Origin of the sequence: Sphingomonas rubra (assembly GCF_900115745.1) — a bacterium.
Taxonomy (GTDB): Bacteria; Pseudomonadota; Alphaproteobacteria; order Sphingomonadales; family Sphingomonadaceae; genus Sphingomonas; species Sphingomonas rubra.
Genome location: NZ_FOXP01000005.1, coordinates 188659 through 214252, shown reverse-complemented (window position 1 = coordinate 214252; position 25594 = coordinate 188659). Strand labels below are relative to the sequence as shown.

At 69.9% G+C, this 25594-nt stretch carries 28 protein-coding genes and 1 tRNA gene; 14 read left to right on the top strand and 15 right to left on the bottom strand.

The features are described 5' to 3' along the window. Window positions 1–6: 6 nt before the first annotated feature. The 3 genes from BM145_RS08155 to BM145_RS08145 all read right to left on the bottom strand — a co-directional run bounded on the left by BM145_RS08155 (window position 7) and on the right by BM145_RS08145 (window position 1614). Window positions 7–411 carry a hypothetical protein gene (locus tag BM145_RS08155; protein ID WP_093333207.1) on the bottom strand — a complete coding sequence of 135 codons (405 nt, stop codon included), beginning with the start codon at window positions 409–411 and terminating at the stop codon, window positions 7–9. Between the two features lie 138 nt (window positions 412–549). Then, window positions 550–1161: a TetR/AcrR family transcriptional regulator gene (locus BM145_RS08150; protein WP_093333136.1), complete on the bottom strand. Its 612-nt coding sequence runs from the start codon at window positions 1159–1161 to the stop codon at window positions 550–552. A 171-nt stretch (window positions 1162–1332) separates the two neighbouring features. Beyond that, a complete protein-coding gene (locus BM145_RS08145) occupies window positions 1333–1614 on the bottom strand; it encodes a CsbD family protein (RefSeq protein WP_093333134.1) in 282 nt (93 codons plus the stop codon). A 219-nt stretch (window positions 1615–1833) separates the two neighbouring features. On the opposite strand from BM145_RS08145, the gene BM145_RS08140 reads away from it, so the two are divergent. From BM145_RS08140 to BM145_RS08110, 7 genes are all read left to right on the top strand, one after another. Continuing rightward, window positions 1834–2337: a ferritin-like domain-containing protein gene (locus tag BM145_RS08140; RefSeq protein ID WP_093333133.1), complete on the top strand. Its 504-nt coding sequence runs from the start codon at window positions 1834–1836 to the stop codon at window positions 2335–2337. Window positions 2338–2408: 71 nt separating this feature from the next. Then, window positions 2409–2732: a hypothetical protein gene (locus BM145_RS08135; protein WP_093333131.1), complete on the top strand. Its 324-nt coding sequence runs from the start codon at window positions 2409–2411 to the stop codon at window positions 2730–2732. Between the two features lie 153 nt (window positions 2733–2885). Further along, window positions 2886–3740, top strand: coding sequence for an MBL fold metallo-hydrolase (locus tag BM145_RS08130; RefSeq protein ID WP_093333129.1), 855 nt, complete (start codon window positions 2886–2888; stop codon window positions 3738–3740). Next, entirely contained in the window at window positions 3737–4756 is a 1020-nt protein-coding gene (locus tag BM145_RS08125) for a patatin-like phospholipase family protein (protein WP_177200125.1), read from the top strand. Before BM145_RS08130 ends, BM145_RS08125 begins: the two co-directional genes overlap by 4 nt. Before the next feature lie 156 nt (window positions 4757–4912). After that, window positions 4913–6028 (top strand): sensor histidine kinase, encoded by a 1116-nt coding sequence (locus tag BM145_RS08120; protein ID WP_245739183.1) that lies wholly within the window; start codon window positions 4913–4915, stop codon window positions 6026–6028. Window positions 6029–6133: 105 nt separating this feature from the next. Then, window positions 6134–6397: a hypothetical protein gene (locus BM145_RS08115; protein WP_143090137.1), complete on the top strand. Its 264-nt coding sequence runs from the start codon at window positions 6134–6136 to the stop codon at window positions 6395–6397. 18 nt (window positions 6398–6415) lie between these two features. Next, a complete protein-coding gene (locus tag BM145_RS08110) occupies window positions 6416–6982 on the top strand; it encodes an acyltransferase (protein WP_093333123.1) in 567 nt (188 codons plus the stop codon). Between the two features lie 187 nt (window positions 6983–7169). Here the strand turns inward: BM145_RS08110 and BM145_RS08105 are convergent. From BM145_RS08105 to infA, 5 genes are all read right to left on the bottom strand, one after another. After that, window positions 7170–7245, bottom strand: a tRNA-Phe gene (locus BM145_RS08105). A gap of 29 nt (window positions 7246–7274) precedes the next feature. Further along, window positions 7275–7460, bottom strand: a complete 186-nt coding sequence (yacG, locus tag BM145_RS08100) for a DNA gyrase inhibitor YacG (RefSeq protein ID WP_093333121.1) — start codon at window positions 7458–7460, stop codon at window positions 7275–7277. Then, entirely contained in the window at window positions 7457–8404 is a 948-nt protein-coding gene (locus tag BM145_RS08095; RefSeq protein WP_093333206.1) for a ribonuclease, read from the bottom strand. The genes yacG and BM145_RS08095 overlap by 4 nt, the downstream gene beginning before the upstream one ends. Before the next feature lie 6 nt (window positions 8405–8410). Beyond that, on the bottom strand, window positions 8411–8998 hold the full coding sequence (locus tag BM145_RS08090; protein ID WP_218149638.1) for a Maf family protein: 588 nt from the start codon (window positions 8996–8998) through the stop codon (window positions 8411–8413). 106 nt (window positions 8999–9104) lie between these two features. Beyond that, window positions 9105–9323 (bottom strand): translation initiation factor IF-1, encoded by a 219-nt coding sequence (infA, locus tag BM145_RS08085; RefSeq protein ID WP_093333118.1) that lies wholly within the window; start codon window positions 9321–9323, stop codon window positions 9105–9107. A 305-nt stretch (window positions 9324–9628) separates the two neighbouring features. Here infA and BM145_RS08080 point away from each other — a divergent pair, with 305 nt between their 5' ends. The 4 genes from BM145_RS08080 to BM145_RS08065 all read left to right on the top strand — a co-directional run bounded on the left by BM145_RS08080 (window position 9629) and on the right by BM145_RS08065 (window position 14709). Next, a complete protein-coding gene (locus tag BM145_RS08080) occupies window positions 9629–11146 on the top strand; it encodes an efflux transporter outer membrane subunit (protein ID WP_093333117.1) in 1518 nt (505 codons plus the stop codon). Further along, window positions 11147–12541 carry an efflux RND transporter periplasmic adaptor subunit gene (locus tag BM145_RS08075; protein ID WP_093333115.1) on the top strand — a complete coding sequence of 465 codons (1395 nt, stop codon included), beginning with the start codon at window positions 11147–11149 and terminating at the stop codon, window positions 12539–12541. 101 nt (window positions 12542–12642) lie between these two features. Next, window positions 12643–13362, top strand: a complete 720-nt coding sequence (locus BM145_RS08070; RefSeq protein WP_093333205.1) for an ABC transporter ATP-binding protein — start codon at window positions 12643–12645, stop codon at window positions 13360–13362. A 141-nt stretch (window positions 13363–13503) separates the two neighbouring features. Next, window positions 13504–14709: an ABC transporter permease gene (locus BM145_RS08065; RefSeq protein ID WP_093333113.1), complete on the top strand. Its 1206-nt coding sequence runs from the start codon at window positions 13504–13506 to the stop codon at window positions 14707–14709. Here BM145_RS08065 and BM145_RS08060 read toward each other — a convergent pair. The 6 genes from BM145_RS08060 to BM145_RS08035 all read right to left on the bottom strand — a co-directional run bounded on the left by BM145_RS08060 (window position 14678) and on the right by BM145_RS08035 (window position 22404). Continuing rightward, the gene (locus BM145_RS08060; protein ID WP_093333112.1) at window positions 14678–15322 is read right to left on the bottom strand and encodes a nucleotidyltransferase family protein; all 645 of its coding nucleotides are present in this window, start codon (window positions 15320–15322) and stop codon (window positions 14678–14680) included. The genes BM145_RS08065 and BM145_RS08060 overlap by 32 nt on opposite strands. Continuing rightward, window positions 15303–16235 (bottom strand): XdhC family protein, encoded by a 933-nt coding sequence (locus BM145_RS08055; protein ID WP_093333111.1) that lies wholly within the window; start codon window positions 16233–16235, stop codon window positions 15303–15305. The genes BM145_RS08060 and BM145_RS08055 overlap by 20 nt, the downstream gene beginning before the upstream one ends. A 146-nt stretch (window positions 16236–16381) precedes the next feature. Further along, on the bottom strand, window positions 16382–18598 hold the full coding sequence (locus tag BM145_RS08050; RefSeq protein WP_093333109.1) for a xanthine dehydrogenase family protein molybdopterin-binding subunit: 2217 nt from the start codon (window positions 18596–18598) through the stop codon (window positions 16382–16384). Window positions 18599–18641: 43 nt separating this feature from the next. Further along, a complete protein-coding gene (locus BM145_RS08045) occupies window positions 18642–20885 on the bottom strand; it encodes a xanthine dehydrogenase family protein molybdopterin-binding subunit (protein WP_093333108.1) in 2244 nt (747 codons plus the stop codon). Further along, on the bottom strand, window positions 20885–21871 hold the full coding sequence (locus BM145_RS08040; protein ID WP_093333107.1) for an FAD binding domain-containing protein: 987 nt from the start codon (window positions 21869–21871) through the stop codon (window positions 20885–20887). The genes BM145_RS08045 and BM145_RS08040 overlap by 1 nt, the downstream gene beginning before the upstream one ends. Next, window positions 21868–22404 (bottom strand): 2Fe-2S iron-sulfur cluster-binding protein, encoded by a 537-nt coding sequence (locus tag BM145_RS08035; protein WP_093333106.1) that lies wholly within the window; start codon window positions 22402–22404, stop codon window positions 21868–21870. The genes BM145_RS08040 and BM145_RS08035 overlap by 4 nt, the downstream gene beginning before the upstream one ends. Window positions 22405–22509: 105 nt before the next feature. Between BM145_RS08035 and BM145_RS08030 the strand changes: the two genes are divergently transcribed. Then, window positions 22510–23490, top strand: coding sequence for a glycerophosphodiester phosphodiesterase (locus tag BM145_RS08030; protein ID WP_093333104.1), 981 nt, complete (start codon window positions 22510–22512; stop codon window positions 23488–23490). Beyond that, complete coding sequence (locus BM145_RS08025) at window positions 23490–23774, top strand: hypothetical protein (RefSeq protein ID WP_093333103.1); 285 nt, start codon at window positions 23490–23492, stop codon at window positions 23772–23774. Before BM145_RS08030 ends, BM145_RS08025 begins: the two co-directional genes overlap by 1 nt. A 93-nt stretch (window positions 23775–23867) precedes the next feature. Here BM145_RS08025 and BM145_RS08020 read toward each other — a convergent pair whose 3' ends face one another. Beyond that, window positions 23868–24506 (bottom strand): TIGR02117 family protein, encoded by a 639-nt coding sequence (locus BM145_RS08020; RefSeq protein WP_342741798.1) that lies wholly within the window; start codon window positions 24504–24506, stop codon window positions 23868–23870. Between the two features lie 52 nt (window positions 24507–24558). On the opposite strand from BM145_RS08020, the gene phhA reads away from it, so the two are divergent. Further along, a complete protein-coding gene (phhA, locus tag BM145_RS08015) occupies window positions 24559–25413 on the top strand; it encodes a phenylalanine 4-monooxygenase (protein ID WP_093333102.1) in 855 nt (284 codons plus the stop codon). Window positions 25414–25594: the final 181 nt, after the last annotated feature.

The following is a 25594-nucleotide window of genomic DNA, read 5'->3' as shown; positions in this document are numbered from 1 at the left end:
GGGCCGTCAGCGGCGCTGCGTCGCCAGCCGCGCGGCACCGATGCTGTCGGCGACGCTCTCGTACTGGTCGGCGGTGAACCCCGCGCGCAGGAACGCGGCGACCTCGTGCGAGGGCACGGTGTAGCCGTGATGCCAGGTCAGCACCGCCATCCGGCGCAGCGCCTCCAGCCGCGCGTCGGCGAGCATCGGGTTGGGCTGCTTGAACAGCGCGCGGAGCAGGAGGCCCCAGCGTCCCGGCTGCTCCAGCGTCGCCAGCCGATCGCGCCGCGCCACCGTCACCACCGACCATTCGAGCGGATCGAGCCGGTCGCGGGGCGGTGTGGTGTCGTGCACGGGTGCCGGGACGACGGGCACGGCCGCGCTGCGGATGGCGGAAGCGCCGCCGATGTCCTGAAAGGCGAGATAGGCCATGGCGATGCTCCCCGTTCGCGCGACCTGCCGATGGCTCGGCCGGTGCGCCTGATCGAAGAACACTCCTGCGCTCTTCCATACCGGCTGGTATAGAACTACCGGCGGTGCGTCAACGCTTTCTGTTCCGAGCGGTATGATTTACCGGCCGGGCCACATCGCCAGGCTGGTCTCGACCACCCGGTCGAGGTCGGCACCGCTCGCGCCGCTGCCGGCCTGCACCGCGATCCCTTGCAGGATGGTGAAGAGATACTGCGCCAGCGCCTCCGGATCGACGTGCGCGGGCAGGTCGCCCTCGTCCTGCGCGCGGCGGAAGCGCGCGACCAGCGCCGCCGCGGACGAGGCGCGCCGCTTGATGACCTCCGCCCGGATCGTCTCCGCCTCCGCGCCGCAGGCGGTGGCGCCGATCACGCCCAGGCAGCCCTTGGGATCGCAGGTGCTGGTCTGCGCCCGGATCGCGCCGCGCATGAAGAATTCGGCGACGGCGCGCGCGGTCGGCTGTTCCAGCGCCTCGCGGGTATAGGACAGCTTCTCGCGCTCGTAGAGATCCAGCGCCTTGCCGAACAGCTGCTCCTTGTTGCCGAACGCGGCGTACAGGCTGGGCTTGGCGATCCCCATCGCGGCGGTCAGCTCCGCCATCGACGCGCCCTCATAGCCCTTCGACCAGAACACGCCGAGCGCCGCGGCGAGCGCCGCCTCGGGACAGAAACCACGCGGGCGACCGCGAGGGGAGGGGGCGAGCGCCGTGTCCATAACGGTCGGTATATAATGACGGACGCCGTTCGCGTCGAGGGCCCGGCGGTTTCCGCATCGGCTTGGGGGCGGCGGAACTCGGAAGAACGGCGTCGACTATCCCGCCTGACCAGATGGCCTACGCAGCATCGCGCCGCGCAGGCCATCGTGGTTGCTATCCAGCGGGTATGACTATTTCCCGCGCAGCGTGTTCAGCAGCGCCAGACCGACGACGCCGACCAGCGCCGCCGTCGCGTAAGGCCGTGCCTGGGCGAAACCCTTGGCCTTGGCGACGACGGGTGCGGGATCGGCGATCGCTTCCCTGGCGGCTCCGGCGATCTGCTTGGCGTTGCCGGCGAGTTGATCGACGATGCCTTCGCCGCGCAGCGACTGATCGCCCGTGGCCGTGCCCACCGCTTCCTTGACGTTGCCGCCGAGATCCTGACCTTCGCCCTTAGTGCTGGTGCTGTTCATCGTTCCTGTCTCCTGTCGCGCGCCCGATACCGGGCGCGATGCCCGCGACAACGCGCGCTGAACGACAAGGTCCCCAGCCCGGGTGGATTACGCGCGACAGGCCGCGACGCGCTGATCGAGATCATCGGCTTATCCGCCCGCCCGCCAGGAACATCATCCATGGCGGGGCGCTCTTCCCGCGTGCCGGGCAGTTCGCCCGAGCGATGTCAGGAGCTTGCTATGTCGACCCCCGAGAATCTGAAGGACGTCTACGTCGACGAGCTGAAGGACCTGTGGTCCGCCAACGACCAGATGCTGAAGGTGTTGAAGAAGATCACGCCCAAGGCGAGCGATGCCAAGCTGAAGGAGATGCTGGCCGCGTCGTACGAGGGCATCACCAAGCACACCGCGGTGCTGAAGGAGCTGATCGCCGGACAGGACGAGAAGGTTTCCAAGGAGCATTGCAAGGGCATGGAAGGCCTCGTCGCCGAGGCGACCAAGCACGTGCTGGAGGAAGGTCCGGAGAAGGGGCCCGTGCTCGATGTGCTGATCGTCGCCCAGTACCAGCGCATGACCCATTACGGCATCGCCGGCTTCGGCACCGCCGCGGCCTATGCCAAGGCGCTCGGGCTGAAGGACGACAACAAGAAGCTGCGCGACGCCACCAAGGAGATCTACTCCGGCGACGAGTATATGACGCAACTGGCGGAGACGTCGGTCAACATGCAGGCCGAGGACGCCTGATCGATCCTGCCGCCGAGAGCGAACCGTCCGGTCAGTCCGGGCGGGTGTCCCCTGTATCGAGGAAGACGATCATGACCGTGATGCTGAGTGCGACCTTTGACACGCGCCGCGAGGCCGAGATGACGGTCGAGCGGCTGGTCCAGCAGTTCGACCTGGATCGAGCCGCCATCTTCATCACTGCCGAGGGTGACGAGAACAGCGCCGGTGAGGAGAAGGCGGGCTCCGATACCGAAGCCGGCGAGCCCAGTGCCGAGGCGCGTGACGATGCCCCGCTGAACGGTGCCGTCGCCGTCACGGTCGAGGTGTCGGGCGAGGAGATGGCGGAGAAGGTCCGCGACGCCTTCGGCGAGTTCGATGCCGCCGGCGTCGTCGAAACCGATCCGGCGATACAATGACGGGCGGTGGCTCTCCGGCGCGATGCGTCGGAGAGCCACCGCTACCTACATTGGTCGCTCGCCAACGCGCGCGACACGATGGGGAAGGCACACTTTGTCAGCGCGCGAGCGTTGAGCACCAGCCGACCGACCTGAATGGTGAGGAGACCGTGCATGCGTATCCACCATCTGAATTGCGGCACCGACTGTCCGCTGGGCGGCGCGCTGTTCGACGGGCGCAGCCTGGGTCCGTTCGGGCGGATCGTCTGCCACTGCCTGCTGATCGAAACGGACGCGCACGGGCTGGTGCTGGTCGACACCGGCTACGGCCTGCGCGACGTCGCGCACCCGCACCGCCACCCGCAGCCGCGCATCACCCTGCCGTGGCGGATGATGCTCAACATCAGGCTGCACGAGCGCGACACGGCGATCCGCCAAGTCGAGGCGCTTGGCTACAAGGCCGGCGACATGCGGCACATCGTCGCGACGCACCTCGACTTCGACCACGCCGGCGGGCTGGAGGATTTCCCCAACGCGGCCGTGCACGTCATGCAGCGCGAGTATGACGATGCCACGGGCCCGCGCGCCGGCGTGGTGGCGCGCAACCGCTGGCGCCCGCGCCAGCTCGACGACGTGCAGCATTGGCGTCGCTACGGCGCGCACGGCGAGCCGTGGTTCGGCTTTGACGCGGTTCGCGACCTCGACGGCTTGCCGCCCGAGATCCTGCTGGTGCCGCTGCCGGGCCACACCTGGGGCCACGCCGGCGTCGCCATCCGCCAAAATGACGGGCGTTGGCTGCTGCACGCCGGCGACGCCTATTTCTACCGCGGCGAGATGCGCGGGGCGCGGCGGCGATGCACGCCGGGGCTGCGCGCCTATCAGCGATTGATGGAGGTCGATGCTGTCAGCCGCATGGCCAATCAGGAAAGGCTGCGCGCGCTGTCGATCGAGCGGCGCGACGCGGTCACCGTCACCTGCACGCACGATCCCGTCGAGCTGGAGCGATGCCGCGCGGGATCGCCGCTGTGATCGACCGTCTGGCCGGTCACCGGATCGCGCTGGTACTCGCGGGCGGCAACGCGCTCGGCGCCTATCAGGCGGGGGCGTATCAGGTGCTGCACGAGCACGGGATCGAGCCGGACTGGATCGTCGGCACGTCGGCGGGGGCGATCAACGGCGCGGTGATCGCCGGCAACGCGCCGCGCGATCGGGTGGCACGCCTGGAGAGCTTGTGGCGTCCACGCGCCGAAGGCGGTTGGCCGATGTGGTGGGAAGCGATCCCGGAGACGTGGCGGCGGACGGGAGAGGCGCTGACGACGATGCTCGCTGGACGGTCCGGATTGTTCGCGCCGGCGGGTAGTGCGGCGCAAACCGCCGCGACGCCCGCGATCTACGACACCGCGCCGATGCGCGGTTCGCTCGCGCATCTCGTCGACTTCGAACGATTGAACGCCGGCCATGTGCGCTATGGCGCCCTGGCCGTCGATCTCGGCAGTGGTCGGGAAACCTTGTTCGATACGGCCGAGCAGAGGATCGACGCCGACCATATCCGCGCGAGTGCCGCGATGCCCCCGACCTTTCCTGCCGTGCCGATCGGCGGACGGCTGTTCGTCGACGGCGGCCTGTCGGCGAACCTGCCGATCGATGCGGTGCTCGGCACGGCTCGCGAAAGGCCGGTGCTGTGTATCGCCATCGACCTGTTACCCGATGCGGCGCCGCTGCCGCAGACGCTGGGAGAAGTAATCGGACGTACACAGGACCTGCTGTTCAGCGGTCAGTCGCGTCGCGCAGTCGATCGCTGGCGAGACGCGTACGCGACCGATCCGGATGCTGCTTCACGCTCGGTCACGCTGGTCCGGCTGTCCTACACGGATCAGCGCCAGGAAGTGGCGGGCAAGGCGATGGATTTCTCCCCGGCGACGATACGAGCGCGCTGGAACAGCGGGATGCGCGACGCAGCGGCACTGGTCACCCATCTCACGAGCGGCGTCGTGCCGCTCGGCCGGCCGGGGCTCTCCATCCATGACATCGTTCCGGCGACCTGATCGAACCATATTCGGACGTTCATGATTGCATCGGCATCGCGGTCGATCGGACCGGGGAGGGACACGACGTCAACTCCTGCGTTGTTCGACCCGATCTCGATCAAGGCGGTTCATGTCCTGGATGCGTACGTCCCGCTTTCGCGGGAACAACGGAACGTGACGAAGTCAGTACAAGCTCGTAACGGCATCGGCATGGAGGGGGGATCGATCGCCATCGCATCGGATCGGCGCCGCTGGACCGAGCGGCTTCCGATCGCGCGCGATCGGCCGCTGCTGGGCTCGCTGACGACCATCGCCATCGTGGCGCTCGCATGGGCCGCCCGGACGATCGCCGACCCCCTGCTTCCTCCAGGCTTTCCCTACATCACCTTCTTCCCGGCGGTGATCGTCACCTCCTTCCTGTTCGGCGTCTGGCTGGGAAGCGCATCGGCGATCCTGTGCGGGCTGCTCGCCTGGTACTTCTTCATCCCGCCCCCAAACAGTTTCATGCTGACCGGAACGACCGGCATCGCGCTCTGCTTCTACCTGTTCGTGGTCGCGACCGATCTCGCCCTCGTCCACTGGATGCAGAACGCGAACCGGCAGCTCGCCCGCGAGCGGGAACGGAGCCAGTCGCTCGCGATGACGCGGGAGTTGCTGTTCCGCGAGTTGCAGCATCGCATCTCGAACAACCTCCAGGTCGCGGCGGCACTGCTCTCCATGCAGAAGAGACGACTTGCCGACGCGGATGCCCGAGCGGCGCTGGAGGAGGCATCCGGCCGCATCGCGCTGGTCGGCCGGATCAGTCGTCGGCTCTACGACCCGTCCGGCGCGGCGCAGCCGCTTCTTCCGTTCCTGGAGGTCCTGTGCCGCGACGTCGTGGAGGCGAGCGGACGCGACGACGTCGCCCTGACGATGCAGGGTGACGAACGCCTGCTGCTCCAGCCGGACGCCGCGGTGCCGACCGCGCTGATCGTGGCCGAGGCCGTCGCCAATGCGATCGAGCATGGCTTCGCCCGGGAGCGAAGCGGCCGAATCATCGTCACCGTGGCGGGAGACGGGGAGAACGGCCTGGCCGTGACGATCGACGACGACGGTCACGGATTGGCGGAGAATTTTGACGGGAATTCGACCACCAGCCTCGGCCTCCAGATCGCCACTAGCCTGGCGCGAGGTCATGGCGGCGGCTTCGCGCTTGAACGCCGGGGCGGGACGCGGGCGACGCTGACCCTCCCGCCCCACTTGCTGGGCCAACCCTCGACGGAGCGCCTTTTCGCCACGTCTGGCGTCTAGTTTCGCGGATGCGGCAAGCGCCACTCCCGGTCCGGCGGGTGCGACCAGCAGGCGATCGACGCGTTCGAACAACGCCGCACAGGCGTGGCGGATGAGGAGAGCAGCATGTCCGACAATGACGACAATTTCGGAGGCACGAAGCTGGTCGCGGAGAACGGCGACCATTTGGACCCGGCGATGGCCGGCATGTCGCCGCCCACCAACCCGACGACGCGGGGCGAGGCCGCAGGCGCGGCGACCACGGCGGACTTGGAGGATGATGACGCCGGCGAGGCCGAGATGAAGGCGTTGTCGGACGAGGACGCCACCGACGCGAGCCCCACGGAAGGCGGCGACGCGGCGGACGAGAGCGAGGCGCAGCCCAGCTGATCCTGTTCGTCGTCCATCATGATCCGCGCGTTTCCCTGGCCGACCGGGACGCCACGCCAGATCGTACGTCATAGGCGTGCGAAACTGCGCATCGACGGCGAGGTGACCGGAGGCGGCACGCTCCGTTTCGGGATACAATGGCCCGGCCGCTTCCACCGCGAGTCGCATCTCGTGCTGCGGGAAGGCGGGACGCTCAGGGTGGATGGCGACTTCAGCATCCATTCGGGTGCGACCGTCACCGTCGACCATGGCGCGATGCTGATGCTCGGCAGCGGCTACATCAACGGCGACGCCTCGGTGTCGTGCTTCCTCGACGTGCGGATCGGGCACGGTGTGGCGATCGGTCCGGAACTGATGCTGATCGACGACGACCGCCACCGGCTGTCCGGTGCGCGGACGACCGCCGGACCGATCGTCATCGGCGATCGCGTCTGGCTCGGCTCACGAGTCACCGTGCTCAAGGGCGTGACCATCGGCGACGGCGCGGTGATCGCGGCAGGATCGGTGGTGACCAAGAACGTCCCGCCGGGTGAACTCTGGGGTGGGGTGCCCGCCGCGTTCATTCGCGCGGCGACGTGGAGCTAGATGGCGGTCACGACCGATCGGAAGCGGTCAGGCGATGAGGAGCGCCAGCTCGCAAATAGGATACCTGTGCGACGATCCGCGGCCACCCTTACTCAGAACCATTCGCCTGAGGGCAAATCAGCAGATCAGGGGTAAATGGCGTCTAGGGGCAAGTTAACGCGCCGTTTAAGCGGAGATCGGCGGAAGATGGTGCCCAGGGACGGGATCGAACCGCCGACACTGCGATTTTCAGTCGCATGCTCTACCAACTGAGCTACCTGGGCGCGATCGGCTGGCGATCGGAAGCGCGTCCCTAGTCGCGGTCGCGGGGCTTGTCCAGCCCGTCCTCGCGCTCGGCGTCGAGGGCGGGGCCACCGGGCAGCCGATATCCCTCGCCCAGCCATTGCAGCAGGTCACGGTCGCGGTGGCGGGCCGAGCAAAACGGGCGGACATCGGGGGCGGCGGGTTCGCCGCAGATCGGGCAGGCGGTGGCGGTCATGCGGGTTCCAGCTGGTGAACGACGCCGGTGCGCCGCGCGAGCTCAGCGAGCCAGTGCGGACGCGCGAGGAGCGCGGCGTGGACGGGGGCGGGCAACGCGTGCGCGCGCGGCGCACCGGCGGGCTCGCGCTCGATCCGGCGCAGCGCGGCGCGGGCGGTGGCGAGGGTGGGAGTGGCGCGCACCCTCTCCGGCAGGGAGGCGCGCGGGCGCGGGCGGACGATCTGGAGGAAGCCGAAGCCGTTCATCGCGGTCCGCTCGAACGGCGGCGGCAGGGCGGCGTCGATCGCGGCGGCGACCGCCAGCCGCGCGGCCTTGCCCTCCACCGTCGGGAAATCGACGCCGATCGAGCCGCCGATGCCGTGACGCAGGATGGCGGCGGCGACGACCGGTGCCGCGGCGAGCGCGAGCGCGTCGACCGGCGGCGCGCCGTCGACGTCGAACAAGGTCATCGCCGGCGTCGGCGACATTCGCAGCGCGCCGCCCGCGAACGCGATGTCGCCGGTCGCCGCCTCCTCCAGCAGTTCGGACCAGCCCGCCCGTTCGAGCAGGTCTGGCTCGTGCGCGCGCAGGTGCCGCACCGGATGGCCGGTGGCGACGAGGCGCGCCAGCAGATCGGGAGCGGGGGCGGGAGGCGCATCGCTCGGCCGGCCCTGCGGCGGTTTGGCGCGACCGGCCTCGAAAATTGCCTCGCGCGTGATCTCCACCATGAGGGCAGCGCCCTGGGTCAGCGCGGGCGGCAGGTCGGACACCAGGATCTCGGCGCCGTTGTCCAGCGTCGCACGCCCGCGCCGCGCCGGTAGCCGCTCGACCAGCCGGGCGCGCGACACCAGCCCGACCAGCGGGCCGGCATCGTCGGGCTCGATCGCGGCGACCAGGATGCGCTCGCCCTCGACCAGTGCGGCGCGCGCTTCGCCGATTCCGGCCTCGAACAACCATTCGATCATCGTCATTCAGGCAAGCGGCAGTCCGGCCCAGCGCAGCAGCGTGCGCGTCTCGGTCAGCGGCAGGCCGATGACGCCGGAATGGCTGCCGTGGAGGAAGCGCACGAACGCCTCCGCCCGGCCCTGGATCGCGTAGGCGCCCGCCTTGCCGACCCACTCGTCTGTGGCGAGATAGGCGTCGATCTCGGCCGCCTCCAGCGGGCGAAAGGCGACGATCGTGTCGGACAATCGCGTCCGCTCCGCCCCGTCGGCGCCGATCACGCAGATCGCCGACAGGCAGCGGTGGCGACGGCCGGAGAGCAGGCGCAGCATCGCGCGCGCCTCGTCGGCGTCGGCGGGCTTGCCGAGGATGCGCGAGCCGGCGGCGATGGTGGTGTCGCCCGCCAGGATCACCTCGTCCGGCGCACGCTCCACCGCGGTGGCCTTGGCGCGGGTGATGCGCAGCACATAGGCACGCGGCGGCTCGGCGCGGCGCGGTGCCTCGTCGATGTCGGGCGCGGCGAGGCGGTCGGGCACGACGCCGAGACGGCCGAGCAGCTCCAGCCGGCGCGGCGAGGTGGAGGCGAGGACGAGGGAGAAAGCGGACGAGTCCGTCATGCCGGGCTCGTCCCGGCATCCAGGGTCAAGCAGCGGCATCCCTCGTGGCTCTGGATGCCGGGACGGACCCGGCATGACGGGGGATCAGAGTCCAAACGTCACCAGCTTACTTGAAGCGGTAGGTGATGCGGCCCTTGGTCAGGTCGTAGGGAGTGAGTTCGACGAGCACTTCGTCCCCGGTCAGCACGCGGATGCGGTTCTTGCGCATCTTGCCCGCGGTGTGCCCCAGGATCTCGTGATCGTTCTCGAGCTGCACACGGAACATCGCGTTGGGGAGCAGCTCCACCACGCGGCCACGCATCTCGAGCAGTTCTTCCTTGGCCAAACAAATACCTCGTCGGATTAGCGAATCGGGAGCGCCATAGTCGACAGGGCGCAAAAAGGAAAGGAACCGCCGCATTCGCAGACGCTGCCGGCTCCGTTTCTGCAATAGGAGATAGGATCACGTCGGCTCTCCGGCAATGTCGCGCGCGGCCGTCATGCCGGGCTTGTCCCGGCATCCAGGGTCGCGAACGACAGCGCTGCTTGGCTCTGGATGCCGGGACGGGCCCGGCATGACGAGGAACACGCGACAAACTGCGACACAAAAGCGCTGGACTAGAGCGGGTGTGTTGGTCATCCGATACAGCCATGACGCGCGCCCTCATCCTCCTGCTCGCCGGTACGGCCGTGCTGGCGGGATGCACCGTCGGTCCGGACTACCGCCCGCGCACGGCGACCGAGCTGGGCGTGCCGGACGCCTGGTCGGTCACCGCCGCGCCGACGCGCGAGGATCTGACGCGCTGGTGGGATCGGTTCAACGATCCGACACTCGGCCGCCTCGTCGAGCAGGCAGCGGCCAACAACACCGACGTGGCCCAGGCCGTCGGCCGCCTGCGCCAGGCGCGCGAGGCGCTGGTGCAGAGCCGCGCGACGCTGTTCCCGACGCTGTCGGGCTCCGGCGGCTATCAGCGCAACGAGAACCTGCGCGGCGGCGGCCGATCGTTCACGCTGCCCGACGGCACGGTGGTCGACACCGGCGGCGGCGGCGCCAACAATTTCTCGGTCGGCCTGTCGGCGAGCTACCAGGTCGGCATCTTCGGCGAGGTCCGCCGCACGGTGGAGGCGAGCCGAGCACAGGTCGAGGCGTCCGGCTACGATTACGCCGCGGTGCTGCTATCGGTGCAGAGCGAGACGGCGCGCAACTACGTGCTCGCCCGTGGCCTACAGGCACAGATCGCCAACGCGCGTGCCTCGCTGGGTTTGCAGGACGACAATCTGGAAATCGCGGGCTTCCGCGTGCAGGCGGGCCTCGTCTCCAGCCTGGACAGCGAGCAGGCGCGCGCGCAGCGGGCGCAGACTGCCGCGACCATTCCCTCGCTGGAACAGCAGCTCAACGCCGCCCTGTCGCGCATCGGCGTGCTCACCGGCCAGGCGCCCGGCGCGCTGAAGGCGGAACTCGCGCCGGTGCGCCCGATCCCGATCGGCCCGGCGGCGATCGGCGTCGGCATCCCCGCCGACGCGCTGCGCCAGCGGCCCGACGTGCGTGCGGCCGAGCGGACGCTCGCGGCCGCCACCGCGCAGATCGGCGTCGCCAAGGCGCGGCTCTACCCTGCGCTGGCGATCAGCGGCAACATCAACACCAATGCCGCCTCGCTGTCCGGCATCGGCGAGGCGATCACCGGCAGCCTGTTCGCCGGGCTGACCCAGGCGATCTTCAACGGTGGCCGGCTGCGCAGCCAGGTGCGCGCGCAGGAGGCGGCGGCCGACGTCGCGCTCGCCGCCTACAAGGGCACGGTGCTGCTCGCGCTGGAGGATATCGAGAACGCGATCGTCGCGCTGCAAACGGCGCGGGCGCGCGAGCGGGAGTTCGCGGTGGCGCTCGACGCCGCCAACAACTCCGCCGTGCTCAGCCGCAGCCAGTACCGGTCGGGCCTGACCGACTTCACCACGCTGAACCAGCAGGAGGCGGCGCTGCTCAACGCGCGCAACGGCCTGACCCAGGCGCGCGCCGACGCGGCGGCGGCGCAGGTGGCGCTGTTCGTGGCGATTGGCGGCGGCTGGGACGCGAGCACCGTGCCGGAGGCGCCGCCGCGCGTCGCCGCGCCGGGCACCAACCCGGCGCCGGTCCCCGTTTCCACCACCCCTCCCTCGGGCGAGATGCGCTAGATGGCCGACCAGAGCACCCCTGAGAACCTCGACGCGTTCCTGGGCGTCACCCCGCCGCCCGCGTGGCGGCGCTGGGCGAAATGGGCGCTGGTCGCGGCCGGGCTGCTGCTGATCGCCTTCACCCTCGCGCGCTGCTTCGGCGGCAGCGACGCGGTGGAATATGCGACGCAACGCGTGCGCCGCGGCGACCTGACCGTCAGCGTGTCGGCGACGGGCAAGCTGGCGCCGACCAACCAGGTGACGGTGGGATCGCAGCTGTCGGGGCTGGTCACGCGCGTGGTGGTCGACGTCAACGACCGCGTCACCGCGGGGCAGCCGCTGGCGCTGATCGATCCCGAGCAGATCGACGACCAGATCAGGGCGGCCCAGGCGACGCTCGCCGCCAACCAGGCGCAGGTCGGCCAGGCGCAGGCGACCGTGGCGGAGGCGAACGCCCAACTCGCCCGGTTGCAGGAAGTGTACCGCCTGTCGAACGGCCGCGTACCCTCCGCCACCGAGTTGCAGACCGGCCGCGCCAACGCGCAGCGCGCGGTCGCGGCGCTCAGGGTCGCGCAGGCCAATGTCGCCGCGGCGCGCGCGCAGCTGGCGCAGTCGCAGACGCAGCGCAGCCGCGCGATCATCCGCAGCCCCGTGTCCGGCGTCGTGCTGGCGCGCCAGGTCGATCCCGGCCAGACGGTGGCGGCGTCGTTCAACACACCCACCCTGTTCGTGATCGCCGAGGACCTGACGAGCATGAAACTGGAGGTCGCGATCGACGAGGCGGACGTGGGCGAGGTGAAGCTGGGCCAGAAGGCGACCTTCACCGTGGATGCCTTTCCCGGCCAGACGTTTCCCGCGACCATCACCCGCGTCGACCTGGGATCGAACCAGACGGTGAGCAGCGCCACCGCCTCGTCCTCGTCGACCAGCGGCGCCGCGGCGACGACGGGGCAGGTGGTCAGCTACGCCGCCGACCTGAGCGTCGCCAACCCGACCGGCCGGTTGCGGCCGGGAATGACCGCCACCGCCGACATCGTCACCTCCGATCGCCAGAACGTGCTGCTCGTTCCCAACGCGGCGTTGCGGTTCAAGCCCGCCGCCGCCGGGGCCGGGCAGGGCGGCGGCATCGCCGGCTCGCTCACCTTCCGCCCGCGGCGGGACCGGCCGGAGCGAACGGCGACGCTGGCGCGCGGCGCGGCGCAGACGGTGTACGTGAAGGGCGCCGACGGGCAGCCGACGCCGGTGCAGGTGACCACCGGCGACACCAACGGCACGGTGACCGAAGTGATCGGCGGCGACCTGAAGGCCGGGCAGGAGGTCATCACCGGCCAGCTGGCGGGCGGCGACGCGGGCGACGGATCGTCGCGGCGGAGCGGTGGCGGCTCGCGGCGGCAGGGCGGCGGCGGTGGGCAGTAATCCCCTGCCGCGTCACCCCAGGCTCGTCCCGGGGTCCAGAGCCACGAACGACGGCGCTGCTTGGCCCTGGGTGCCGGGACGAGCCCGGCATGACGGGAACGCTGATGGCTGATCCGCTCATCCGCCTTCGCGACGTCACCAAGGTGTACGGCAGCGGCGCGACGCAGTTCCAGGCGCTGAAGGGCGTCGACCTCGACATCAAGGCGGGGGATTTCGTCGCCGTCATGGGCCCGTCGGGATCGGGCAAGTCGACGACGATGAACATCCTCGGCTGCCTCGACGTGCCGTCCGCCGGCGAGTTCCTGTTCCGCGGCCACCATATCGAGCGGCTCGACCGCGACCAGCGCGCACTGCTCCGGCGGCGCTATCTCGGTTTCGTGTTCCAGGGGTTCAACCTGCTCAGCCGCACCTCCGCGCTGGAGAATGTCGAGCTGCCGCTGCTCTATCGCGGCGACGACAAGCGCGCGCGACGCGAGGCGGCGATGGGCGCGCTGGAGAAGGTCGGGCTCGACCGCTGGTGGGACCATACGCCCGCCGAACTGTCCGGCGGCCAGCAGCAGCGCGTCGCCATCGCCCGCGCGATCGTGACCAGCCCGGACGTGCTGCTCGCCGACGAGCCGACCGGCAATCTCGATTCGGAACGGTCGGTGGAGATCATGGAGCTGCTCACCGACCTGAACCGCACCAACGGCATCACCGTGCTGATGGTGACGCACGAGCCCGACATGGCCGCGTTCGCGCGCACGGTGGTGCATTTCAAGGACGGGCTGGTGGAACGGATCGAGGCGCGCCACCGGCAGGGACAGGCGGTGGAGGCGTGACCCCTCATCCATTCACTCCGTCATCCCCGCGCAGGCGGGGATCCAGAGCCGCCGACGTGCCGGGTAGAAAGCGGAACGTCGCGCGTCTGGGTTCCCGCCTTCGCGGGAATGACGAACGGGAATGGGCGGGGAAGGAATAGCATGTTCGGCACCACCCTGGTCCTCGCGCTGCGCTCGATCCGCCGCCACCTGCTGCGCTCGTTCCTCACCATCCTCGGCATCGTCATCGGCGTCGGCGCGGTGGTGACCATGGTGACGCTGGGCAAGGCGACCACCGCCGCCGTGCAGCAGCAGATCTCCGCGCTCGGCACCAACGTGCTCCAGGTGCGGCCCGGCCAGGGCTTCGGCCGCGGCGGCGGCGGGCCGCGCCCGCCGGAGTTCGACCAGGCGGACGTGGAGGCGATCGCCAACCAGGTCGCGGGCGTCACCGCGGTCGCGCCGCAGGCATCGACCACCGCCACCGCGATCTACGAGGGGGCCAACTGGTCGACCTCGATCAACGGCACCACCAGCGCCTTTCTGACGGTGCAGCCCTGGCCGCTCAGCGCCGGCCGCTACTGGACGGCGGCCGAGCAGGAGGCGGGCAAGGCGGTCTGCCTGATCGGCAACACCGTGCGCCAGAACCTGTATCGCGGGGGAGACGCGGTCGGCACGCGGATGCGGCTGGGCAACATCAGCTGCGACGTGATCGGCACGCTCAGCAAGCGCGGGCAGGGCGGGTTCGGCGACCAAGACGACGTGGTGGTGATGCCGATCAAGGCGGTGCAGCGCCGCTTTACCGGCAGCCGCGACATCCGGCTGATGCTGGTCGGCGTCGACAGCGCCTATTCCACCGACACGGTGCAGGCGCAGATCGCCGACCTGCTGCGTCAGCGGCGGCGGATCACCGACGGCAAAGATGATGATTTTAACATCTTCGACACCGCGCAGATCCGCGACACGCTGACCGGCACGACGACCCTGCTGACCCGCATCGTCGCGGCGGTCGCTGGGATCAGCCTGGTGGTGGGCGGCATCGGCATCATGAACATCATGCTGGTGTCCGTCACCGAGCGGACGCGCGAGATCGGCATCCGCTTGGCGATCGGTGCCGTCGCGCGCGAGGTGCTGCTGCAATTCCTGGTCGAAGCGGTGGCGCTGTCGTGCCTGGGCGGCATCATCGGCCTGATCCTGGCGCAGGGGGTGATCTTGGCGCTCGTCCCCTTGATGCAGGTGCCGTGGACGTTCGACCCGCAGATCAACCTGATCGCCTTCGCCATCTCGGCGGTGATCGGCGTCGTCTTCGGCTATTTCCCCGCCCGGCGCGCGGCGGCGCTCAATCCGATCGACGCGCTCCGGCACGAGTGAGCGCCTCCGGTGCGTGGACGAGTTCGCGCAGTCGGTCGAGTTGCTCGCGCGTATCGACGTCGATTAGCTCGGCCGGGCTGGTGATGACGTGGCGACCGCCCTCGACCAGGTCCTTGGCGCCCGCCTCACCGGTCAAGGTGAGGAGAAAGTCGAAATGGTCGGCGCCGAACAGGACGGGCGGCATCGGCGCGCAGCCGTCGCTCGACGCCACCACGGTCAACCCGCCGTCGGCGGCGTCGAACACGCGCTGGATGTGCGTGGCGGTGACGCGCGGCATGTCGGCGAGCGCGATCATCACCGCGCGCGCGCCCGCTTCCTTGGCGCGCGCGACGCCCAGCCGGACCGAGCGCGACATGCCCTCGCCCGGATCGTCGTTGTGGATCTGGGTAAAGCCGTAGGGGCGATAGTCGAGCCGATCGCCGTCGACGATCGCCAGCCGTTCCTTGAAGGGCAGGCTCTCCAGCGCCACCGCCACGTGCAGGCCGAGCGGCCGGTTGAGGAACGGCTCCGTCAGCTTCGACCCGACATCGCCGAACCGCTGCGACCGGCCCGCCGCGAGCAGGATGAGGACGGTGTCTTCCGGCCGGATCGGATCATCTGGAACGTGGTTCATCGTGAAACGCCCTCACCATCGCCGCGGCGACCGACAGCGCGATCTCCGACGGGCCGATCGCGCCGATATCAATGCCCACCGGGCCGTCGATCCGGTCGATCCTCTCCGGCGCAACGCCTGCCGCGGCCAGACGCTCCCGCCGCGCCGCATGGCTGCGCCTGCTGCCCAGCGCGCCGACATAGGCGGTGTCCGCCGCCAGCGCCGCGACCAGCGCGGGATCGTCGATCTTGATATCGTGGCTGAGCGTGACGACCGCCGTGGCGGGCCCGGGGCGATAGGCGGCGACCGCCTCGTCCGGCCAGCGGTCGTCCAGCGTGACACCGGGGAAGCGCTCCTCCGTCAGGAAACGCGCGCGCGGGTCGACCACCACCACCTCGATCCCCAGCGTGCGGGCGAGCGCGGCCAGGCTCTGCGCGATCTGTACGGCGCCGACGATGATGAGGCGACGCGGCGGATCGTAGCGGTTGGCGAACACCTCGCCGGTTTCGATGGGCCTGAGGTCGGCATGGCCGGTGGCGAGGTCGGTGTGGACGGTGAGCGCGCGGCCATCGTCACGTGCCTCTGCGATGCGATCGAACAGTTCGGGGTCGAAGCCTTCCGCCGACACCGGCTGCACCATCACCGCGATCTCGCCGCCGCAGGGCAGGCCGACCTCCCACGCCGCGTCGTCGGCGACGCCGTAGCGTTTCACCTGGAAGGGCGCGCCCGCGATCACCTCCGCCGCGGTCTGCAGGATGTCGCTCTCGACGCAGCCGCCCGACACCGATCCCTCGAAGCGGCCGTCGGCATGGACCAGCATGTGGCTGCCCTTGGGGCGCGGTGCGGAGCCCCAGGTGGAGACCACCGTGGCGAGGGCGAGGGGTTGGCCGCGCCATTCGCGGGCAGCTTGAAGGACGCTGTCGTTCTCGGCCATTCTTCTTTTCCTTTTACCTCCCCGGAACGGGGAGGGGAACCAGCGCAGCTGGTGGAGGGGCAGTTATGGGCGGGGGCGTGCGGGGCTGCCCCTCCACCACTCGCTGTCGCGAGCGGTCCCCCTCCCCGTGCCGGGGAGGTATGGAGTTATACCGCCGGCAGGCCGGGCAGCAGTTTGTCGAGCGTCACCGGCATGTCGCGCACGCGTACGCCGGTGGCGTTGTAAATCGCGTTCACCACCGCCGCGCCCGCGCCGGAGATGCCGAGTTCGCCGACCCCCTTGGCGCCCGCCGGATTGGCGGAGGCGTCGACCTGCTCGACGAACCACGCCTCCAGCTGCGGCACGTCGGCGTTGGTGGCGACGTGATATTCGGCGAAATCGGGATTGACGAAGCGGCCGTCGCGCACGTCGACCACGCCGTCCTCGTGCAGCGCATAGGCGAGGCCCCAGGCCATGCCGCCGATCGCCTGGCTGCGCGCGGTCTTGGCGTTGAGGACGCGGCCGATGTCGAACACGCCCAGCATCCGCCGCACGCGCACCTCGCCGGTGACGGCGTTCACCGCGACCTCGCAGAACTGCGCGCCGTGGCTCGCCTGGCTGGTCGCCTCCGTCTCCTTACCGGGCTTGGTATGGCCGCGCCCGACGATCGGTTCCCCGCGCACGAGGTCGGCGAGCGGCGTCTCGCGGCCGCCCGCGCGGACGCAGCCATTCTCGAACGCGAGCTCCTCGGGCGCGGCGTTCATGCGGCGGGCGAGTTCGGCGCGAATGTCCTCGCAGGCGAGCACCACGGCGGAGGCCGAGCTGTTGGCGCCGAACGAGCCGCCGGAGCCCGCCGTCGGCGGTAGGTCGGTATCGCCAATCACCACGTCGACCCGGTCCAGGCCGAGCCCCAGCATCTCGCCCGCGACCTGCGCCAGGATCGTGTAGGTGCCGGTGCCGATGTCGGTCATGTCGCACTCGACGCGGGCGCGACCGCCCTCGTCCAGTACCACCCGCGCCTGCGCCTCGACGGTGAAATTGCCGCGCAGCGCCGCCGCCATGCCGATGCCGATCAGCCACTCGCCCTCGCGCACCGAACCGGGATCGGGCACCCGCTCCGGCCAGCCGAAGCGGCGCGCGCCCTCGTCGTAGCAATCGATCATGCGACGGGTAGAGAAGCGCTTGCCCGTCGTCGGGTCGACCGGCGGCTCGTTGATCCGGCGCAGCTCCAGGGGATTGATGCCCAGCCGCTCGGCCAGCTCGTCCATCCCGCACTCGACCGCGAAGGTGCCGACCGCCTCGCCCGGCGCGCGCACCGCGCCCGTCTCGGGCAGGTCGACGCGGACGAGGCCGGTGGTGAAGCGCCGCGCCTCTCCGGCGTAGAGCGGCAGCGTGCCGAAGGGGACGGGTTCGAGGAAGCGGCCCTGGTCGTTCTGCGCGACGACGCTCTCGTGCGCGATGGCGCGGAGCCTGCCGTCGGTATCGGTGCCCAGGCGGATGCGCTGCACCGTGTCCGACCGGTGATGCGTCATATAGGCGACCTGCCGCCGCGGCAGCGCGACTTTGACCGGGCGGCCGACCCGCTCCGCGGCGATCGCGGCGAGGATCGCCTCCGCGCCCACGCCGGTCTTGCCGCCGAACCCGCCGCCGACATAGGGGGCGAGCACGCGCACCCGCTCGGCCTCGATCCCCAGCGCCCGCGCCACCGTCTTGCGCGCGGCGCCGATCACCTGGTTGCTCGATCGAAGCGTCAGCCGGTCACCGTCCCACCAGGCGGTGGTCGCGTGCGGCTCCAGCGCGGCGGGGAAGTGCACGGGGGTGGTGTAGGTGGCGTCCACCGTCACCGCGGCATCCGCCATCGCGGCGTCGACATCACCCATCTCGACGGGCGGCAGGAAGCCTATCCTGGGCTCGTCGATCACCGGCTCGCCCCGTGGGTCGAAGCGGCCCGTCGCCGGCGTCACCTCGACGCGGACCAGCGCGGCGGCCTCGTTCGCCACCTGCTGACTCTCCGCCACGACGATCGCGACCGGCTGGCCGTAGTGGAAGATGCGGTCCGTACCCTGCTGCGGCAACGCGCCCGAACTGGCCTGGCCCGCCGGCATGCGCGGATCATCGACGATCACGGCCAGCACGCCGGGGAGCGCCGCCGCCGCCGCGACGTCGATCGCGACGACGCGGCCGGCCCCGACGGGCGCGCCGACGATCGCCGCCACCGCTGCGCCCTTTGGCGCCCGCTCGAAGGCGTAGGGTGCGCCGCCGGTCACCTTCGACAGACCGTCGACCCGGTCGATCGGTCGCCCGAGCAGCCCACCGCCCCGATCCGTACCCGGATCGGCCAGCCCCGACGGCACGGCCGCCGCATCCATCGTCATCTCGGTCATGCCGGGCGATATGGGGCGCAGGCCAGCCGCAACCAAGCGCCGGTCACATCGGGGGCAGGCCGGCGAGAAGCTTGTCGCAGGTGATCGGCATGTCGCGCACGCGCACGCCGCACGCGTTGTAGATCGCGTTGACCACCGCCGGCGCCGCGCCGGAGATGCCCAGCTCGCCGATCCCCTTGGCATGGATCGGGTTGGCGTGGATGTCGCGCTCGTCGATGAAATGTACCTCCAGCTGCGGCACGTCGGCGTTCACCGGCAGGTGATATTCGGCGAGGTCGCGGTTAACGAGCTTGCCGGTGCGCTGGTCGTGGATCAGATCCTCGGTCAGCGCCGCGCCGATGCCGAAGGTCATGCCGCCCAGGCACTGCGACCGCGCCGTCTTGGCGTTGAGGACGCGGCCGGCGGCGAATACGCCCAGCATCCGCCGCACGCGCACCTCGCCGGTGACGGCGTTCACGCCCACCTCGGCGAAGTGGCAGCCGAACGAGGCTTGCGTCGTCTGCTTCTCCTGGCTTCCCGGCTTGATCTCGCCGGTGACCTCGATCCCGCTGCCGACGAGTTCGCCGATCGGCACCTGCCGGTTGTCACCGATCGCGTAGCCGTCCTTCAGCGTCAGCTCCGCCTCCTCGACGCCCATCGCCGCCGCCAGTTTCTTGCGCGCCTGCTCGGCGGCGAGATAGACCGCGGAACCCGCCGACGCCGCGCCCCACGAGCCGCCCGATCCGGCCGCGGGCGGATCGATCGTGTCGCCCAGCTTCATGGTGATCTTGTCGAGCGGGATGCCCAGGATCTCCGACGCGATCTGCGCCAGGATCGTGTAGCTGCCGGTGCCGATGTCGGTCATCGCCGAGGCGACGGTGGCGGTTCCGTCCGGTCGGATCTCGATGCCCGCCGCCGATTGCTGCAACTGGTTGCCGCGCACCGCGGAGGCGACGCCCATGCCGATCAGCCACTCGCCCTCGCGCCGCTGCCCCGGCATGGCGTTGCGCTTGTTCCACCCGAACAGCTCGGCCCCCTTGTCGAGCGACTGCGTCAGCGCGCGCGACGAGAAGGGCACGTCCTTCTCGGGATCGACGGCGGGATCGTTGATCCGGCGCAGCTCGATCGGGTCCATGCCCAGCTTCTCGGCCAGCTCGTCCATCGCGCATTCCAGGCCGATCATGCCCACCGCCTCGCCCGGCGCGCGCATCGATCCCGACAGCGTCAGGTTGAGCGGCACCAGCTGGTGCGTGATCGACCGGTTCTCGCCCGCATAGGCCAGGTGGGTGCCGATGCCGACGGGCTCGAAATAATCCTCGCCCGGCAGGTTGGAGGTGAGCGAATCGTGGCCGATCGCGGTGAGGCGGCCGTTGCGATCGGTAGCGAGCCGCATGTGCTGCTCGGTGTTGGAGCGGCGCACGGTGGCGTCGAACACTTGGCCGCGCGCCATCACCGCCTTGACCGGGCGGCCGAGCTTCTTGGCCGCCACCGCGGCCGCGACGCTCTCCGGCGCGATGCCGAGCTTCGATCCGAACCCACCGCCGATGTAGCGCGCGATGATGCGGACCTTCTTGTCCGACACGCCCAGTGATTTCGCCAGCTGCTGCGCGTCCGACGTCGGCATCTGATAGGCGCCGTAGAGCGTCAGCGCATCGTCGTTCCAGACCGCGATCGACGCGTGCGGCTCCATCGCCGCGGAATTCTGGCTGGGGGTGACGTAGGTCACGTCGACCGTCACCGCCGCGTCGCGCATCGCCTGGTCGATATCGCCCTGCGTGAACTTGGCCGGGGTGACGCTGTCGGGCGGGGTCTCGCCCTCGGTGCGGTGCGCCTGAAAGGCGTACTGGCCCTCCTTCTTCTCATATTCGATCGGCAGCGCGTAGGCGGCAGCGCGCGCCTCCTCGAAGCTTTCCGCCAGGACGATGGCGACGATCTCGCCGAAATAATCGACGTCGCGCACGCCCTGCGTCGGCGCGGTCGTCTCACCGCCCTGCTGCGCGTTGCGCAGGAAGGTATCGAAGTCGGTGACCACGTCGATCACGCCGGGCATGCCCAGCACCGCGTCCGCGTCGACCGAGACGATGCGCCCCTTGCCGACCGTCGAGCCGACGAGCACGCCGTGGGCGAGTCCGTCCAGCTGATACTCGGCCGCGTAGGTGGCGGTGCCCGATACCTTGAGCGGCCCATCCACCCGGTCGATCGGCCGCGAGATCACGCCCTGCACGCCCGTGTCGAGCAGGCTGTCGGGATGCGGCTTGTTCATGGTCAGGCTGTTGGTGTCGCCCGCGCCGAAGATCTTCTCGAACATCAGTTGGTCCCCGTCAGTTCGCGGAGCGACGCGATCAGCGTGCGCCGCGCGAGCGGAATCTTGAAATCGTTGCTGCCGTACCCGCGCGCGTCGGCGAGCAGTGCGTCGGCCGCGGCCTCGAAGCTGGCGGTGGTCACGGGCTTGCCGACGATCGCGGCCTCCACGGCGGGGTTGCGCCACGGCATCGGGCCAAGGCCGCCGAACGCCAGCGAAGCGCTCTTCACCGTGTCGCCGTCCATCGCCACCACGCCCGCGACCGAGACCAGCGCGAAGGCGTAGGAGGCACGGTCGCGCACTTTGCGGTACAGGTGGCGCGCGGCCTCGACCGGCGCGGGCAGTTCGACCCCGGTGATTAGTTCGCCCGCCTCCAGCACGTTCTCGATGTGCGGCGTGTCGCCGGGCAGGCGATAGAAGTCGCCGATCGCGATCCGCCGCCGGTCGCCATCCGCCTTCTGCGTCACGATCGTCGCGTCCAGCGCCCGCATCGCCACCGCCATGTCGCTGGGGTGCGTCGCGATGCAGTGCTCGCTGGTGCCCAGCACCGCCAGGATGCGGTTGAACCCGCCGATCGCCGAGCAGCCGGAGCCCGGCTCGCGCTTGTTGCACGCGGTGGCGGTGTCGTAGAAATAATAGCAGCGGGTGCGCTGGAGCAGGTTGCCGCCGGTCGACGCCTTGTTGCGGAGCTGGCCGGAAGCGCCGGCCAGGAGCGCGCGGGACAGTACCTCGTACCGCTCGATTACGCGGGCGTCGGCGGCGAGGTCGCTGTTCGGCACCAGCGCGCCGATCGTCAGGCCGCCGTCGTCGCGCTCCTCGATCTTGTCCAGGGGCAGGCGCGAGATGTCGACCAGCTTGGTCGGCGTCTCCACCTGCAGCTTCATCAGGTCGAGCAGGTTGGTGCCGCCCGCGATGAACTTGGCGCCAGCGGCGGCGGCGTCGGTCGCGGCGGCCTGCGCGCTGTCGGCGCGCTCGTAGGTGAACAGCTTCACGCGCCGATCTCCTTGGCTGCTTCGAGCACCGGCTGGCGATCACCCTTGCCCGCCACTTCGCGGATCGCGTCGACGATGTTGGGATAGGCGGCGCAGCGGCAGATGTTGCCGCTCATCCGCTCGCTGATCTCCGCATCGGTCAGCTCGCTGTCGGTCAGCGACTCGGACACGTAGCTGGGCCAGCCCTTCTTCTGCTCGTCGAGCATCCCCACCGCCGAGCAGATCTGCCCCGGCGTGCAATAACCGCACTGATAGCCGTCATGGCGCACGAACGCGTCCTGGAGCGGGTGGAGGTTGCCGACCTGGCCCAGCCCCTCGATCGTCACGATCTCGTCGTCCTGGTGCATCACCGCGAGGCTGAGGCAGGCGTTGATGCGGCGTCCGTTGACCAGCATCGTGCAGGCGCCGCACTGGCCGTGGTCGCAGCCCTTCTTGGACCCGGTGAGCCCCAGATGCTCGCGGCACAGGTCGAGCAGCGAGGTGCGGAGGTCGACGTCTGCCTCATGACGTTGTCCGTTGATCGTGAAGTGCATGCAAACGGCCCCGTGGTTCGGCTATGATATGGGCACACAACGCGAGCGGTTGGCGGCGTTTCCTGTTGCGAACCGTTTTCACGCGGAGCACGAGCGCGATATCGAATGAAATACAACGTTTTGGAGGATCGCGTGCTGGTCATCGCGCATCGCGGCGCGAGCGGCGAGCGGCCGGAACACACGCTCGCCGCCTACGAGCTGGCGATCGACCAGGGCGCCGACGTGATCGAGCCCGATCTGGTGCCCACCGCCGACGGCGTGCTCGTCGCACGGCACGAGAACGAGATCGGCGGCACCACCGACGTCGCCGACCGGCCTGAATTTACCCGCCGCCGCACCACCAGGACGATCGACGGCGCGGCGGTGGAGGGGTGGTTCACCGAGGATTTCACGCTGGCCGAGCTGAAGACGCTGCGCGCGCGCGAGCGTATCCCCGCACTGCGCGCCGCCAACGCCGCGCATGACGGCCGCTATCAGGTGCCGACGCTGGCGGAGGTGATCGCGCTCGCCAAACGGCGCGGCGTCGCCATCTATCCCGAAACCAAGCACCCGACCTATTTCGCAGGGATCGGCCGCGGCACCGATGCGCCGCTGGTCGCCGAGCTCCACGCCGCCGGCTGGCGCGACGCGACCGCGCCGGTGTTCATCCAGTCGTTCGAGGTGGCGAACCTGCGCGCGCTCGCCGGCATGACCGCCCTGCGGCTGATCCAGCTGATCGACGCGCAGGGCGGGCCTGCCGACGGCGCGGTGCCGCGCTACGCCGACATGCTCACCCCGGCCGGGCTGGCGGAGGTCGCGCGCTACGCCTGGGGGATCGGCCCGGCCAAGTCGCTGCTCGGCGCCGGGGTTGACGGGGGCGCGCTGGTCCAGGACGCGCACGCCGCGGGGCTGCGCGTCCACCCCTGGACCTTTCGCGCCGAGAACGGCTTCCTGGCCGAGCCTTTCCGCCGCGGCGACCATTCCGCCACGCACGGCGACCTGCACGGCGAGATCGCCGCCGCGCTGGCGCTGGGCATCGACGGATTCTTCACCGACTATCCGCTAATCGGCGTCGAGACCCGCGACGCCGCGGCAAGAGGTTCCTGATGCGTATCGTCCTTCTTCCCCTTCTCGCCTTGCCGCTGCTCGCCGGCGGCTGTCTCAGCACCGCCGCCGCGGTGGTCAAGGCGCCCTTCCAGGCCGCCGGCCAGGTGGTCGACTGGAGCACCACCAGCCAGGAGGAATCCGACCGCAACTACGGCCGCAAGATGCGCAAGGCCGAGGCGCGCGACGGCAAGGAACGCCGCGAGTTCGAGAAACACTGCCGCCGCGAGCCGGACAGCGACACCTGCCGCCGCGGCTATCAGGGCTACGTGGCCGGGCGGGACTGATCCCCGTCATGCCGGGCTCGTCCCGGCATCCAGAGCCAAGCAGGACGACGTTCGTGACCCTGGATGCCGGGACGAGCCCGGCATGACGATAGCCTAGAACCACCACAGCACGGTGTTGGGGAACGGCGTCCACGCGCCCACCCGCACGCCCGCCGCCGCCAGCGCCTCGCCCGTCCAGGCGTTGCAGTCCCGCACCGCGCTGTAGCGTCCGTTCGATTCGTAGAAGGCGTCGTACGGCCCATAACCGCGGTGCACCCGGCCGCCCGGCACCACGAACGCGCGGATGTACGCCGCCAGCCGGCGATACTCCGCCGGCCGCAGCACCACCCGCCGCACCGCCGGCTCCTCCGCCGGACGCGGCACATGGTCGACATGGACGAGCGTGTTGCGGCTGCCGATCGCCCCGGCCAGCACCGTTGTCGGCCGCACGTCCCACCAGGTCGGCGTTTCCAGGTAGAAGGCCCGCTCGCCCCAGCCGAACGACAGGTGGTCGTATCCGGCATAGCGCGGGTCGGCGAGGTGCTCGGGCCGGGCGAGGGGGCGCCAGTCCACCCCGGCGGCGACCTTGGGCACGACGATGCCGGTGTGGACGCCGTTCGATTCGACGAAGATCTCGATCCCGTCCGCCGGTTCGCGCCAGCCGGCGTTGACGGGCACCGCGCCGCCGACCAGCCCCGCCGTCCCGAAACAGATCACGGCCAGCACGATCGCCCAGCCGACGATCGCAACCACCCTCCCTACGCGCCCGTTTCGTGTCCTCACCCGATCATGCTAGGGCAGTCCCATGGCCGACACCAACACCATCGACGCACCCGCCTCTCCCGACTGGACGATCGCGCAGAACTGGGACCGGTACACGGCGGAGGAGCACGCCACCTGGGACACGCTGTTCGCGCGCCAGGCGAAGCTGCTGCCCGGCCGCGCGTCGAACGCGTGGCTGAAGGGATTGGACGTGCTGCGCCTCGACAAGCCCGGCATCCCCGACTTCGCCGAACTGAGCGAGCGGCTGATGAAGCTGACCGGCTGGCAGGTGGTGGCGGTGCCGGGGCTGGTGCCGGACGACGTGTTCTTCGACCACATGGCCAATCGCCGCTTCGTCGCGGGCAATTTCATCCGCCGCCCCGACCAGCTCGATTATCTGGAAGAGCCGGACGTCTTCCACGACGTGTTCGGCCACGTGCCGATGCTCGCCGACCCGGTGTTCGCCGATTACCTGGAGGCGTACGGCCGCGGCGGCCAGCGTGCGCTGGGGCTCGACGCGCTTAAATATCTGGGCCGTCTCTACTGGTATACGGTGGAGTTCGGGTTGATCGCCGAGCCGGAAGGCCTGCGCATCTACGGCTCGGGCATCGTGTCGAGCTTCTCGGAGAGCCGCTTCGCGCTCGACGATCCCAGCCCCAACCGGATCATGCTCGACCTCGCCCGCGTGATGCGGACCGAGTACCGGATCGACGATTTCCAGCAGAACTATTTCGTCATCCCCAGCTTCGACGAGTTGCTGCGGCTGACGGTGGAGACCGACTTCGCGCCGCTCTACGACGAACTGAAGGCATTGCCCGACATTCCCGTGGCGGAGATCGTCGACGGCGACGAGGTGCTGACGCGCGGTACGCAGGCATATGCGGCGTCGAAGAAATAGGGCGTCCGCGCGGAGAGGCTAGATTCGGCTTGGATCAGCTTTAATCATCCGTTCGTGCTGAGCGCAGTCGAAGCACCTTGTGGAAGCGTGCCCTTCGACTTCGCTCAGGGCGAACGGAAGTGAATACACCTGATCGAATTTGGGCCTAAAAACGCGAAAAGGTTTTCGGGTACGCTGAGGC

Coding starts and splice junctions, on each gene's coding strand:
- BM145_RS08155 (WP_093333207.1), bottom strand. CDS start 411: ATGGCCTATCTCGCCTTTCAGGACATCGGCGGCGCTTCCGCCATCCGC.
- BM145_RS08150 (WP_093333136.1), bottom strand. CDS start 1,161: ATGGACACGGCGCTCGCCCCCTCCCCTCGCGGTCGCCCGCGTGGTTTC.
- BM145_RS08145 (WP_093333134.1), bottom strand. CDS start 1,614: ATGAACAGCACCAGCACTAAGGGCGAAGGTCAGGATCTCGGCGGCAAC.
- BM145_RS08140 (WP_093333133.1), top strand. CDS start 1,834: ATGTCGACCCCCGAGAATCTGAAGGACGTCTACGTCGACGAGCTGAAG.
- BM145_RS08135 (WP_093333131.1), top strand. CDS start 2,409: ATGACCGTGATGCTGAGTGCGACCTTTGACACGCGCCGCGAGGCCGAG.
- BM145_RS08130 (WP_093333129.1), top strand. CDS start 2,886: ATGCGTATCCACCATCTGAATTGCGGCACCGACTGTCCGCTGGGCGGC.
- BM145_RS08115 (WP_143090137.1), top strand. CDS start 6,134: ATGTCCGACAATGACGACAATTTCGGAGGCACGAAGCTGGTCGCGGAG.
- BM145_RS08110 (WP_093333123.1), top strand. CDS start 6,416: ATGATCCGCGCGTTTCCCTGGCCGACCGGGACGCCACGCCAGATCGTA.
- yacG (WP_093333121.1), bottom strand. CDS start 7,460: ATGACCGCCACCGCCTGCCCGATCTGCGGCGAACCCGCCGCCCCCGAT.
- BM145_RS08095 (WP_093333206.1), bottom strand. CDS start 8,404: ATGATCGAATGGTTGTTCGAGGCCGGAATCGGCGAAGCGCGCGCCGCA.
- BM145_RS08090 (WP_218149638.1), bottom strand. CDS start 8,998: ATGACGGACTCGTCCGCTTTCTCCCTCGTCCTCGCCTCCACCTCGCCG.
- BM145_RS08080 (WP_093333117.1), top strand. CDS start 9,629: ATGACGCGCGCCCTCATCCTCCTGCTCGCCGGTACGGCCGTGCTGGCG.
- BM145_RS08075 (WP_093333115.1), top strand. CDS start 11,147: ATGGCCGACCAGAGCACCCCTGAGAACCTCGACGCGTTCCTGGGCGTC.
- BM145_RS08065 (WP_093333113.1), top strand. CDS start 13,504: ATGTTCGGCACCACCCTGGTCCTCGCGCTGCGCTCGATCCGCCGCCAC.
- BM145_RS08060 (WP_093333112.1), bottom strand. CDS start 15,322: ATGAACCACGTTCCAGATGATCCGATCCGGCCGGAAGACACCGTCCTC.
- BM145_RS08055 (WP_093333111.1), bottom strand. CDS start 16,235: ATGGCCGAGAACGACAGCGTCCTTCAAGCTGCCCGCGAATGGCGCGGC.
- BM145_RS08050 (WP_093333109.1), bottom strand. CDS start 18,598: ATGACCGAGATGACGATGGATGCGGCGGCCGTGCCGTCGGGGCTGGCC.
- BM145_RS08045 (WP_093333108.1), bottom strand. CDS start 20,885: ATGTTCGAGAAGATCTTCGGCGCGGGCGACACCAACAGCCTGACCATG.
- BM145_RS08035 (WP_093333106.1), bottom strand. CDS start 22,404: ATGCACTTCACGATCAACGGACAACGTCATGAGGCAGACGTCGACCTC.
- BM145_RS08030 (WP_093333104.1), top strand. CDS start 22,510: ATGAAATACAACGTTTTGGAGGATCGCGTGCTGGTCATCGCGCATCGC.
- BM145_RS08025 (WP_093333103.1), top strand. CDS start 23,490: ATGCGTATCGTCCTTCTTCCCCTTCTCGCCTTGCCGCTGCTCGCCGGC.
- phhA (WP_093333102.1), top strand. CDS start 24,559: ATGGCCGACACCAACACCATCGACGCACCCGCCTCTCCCGACTGGACG.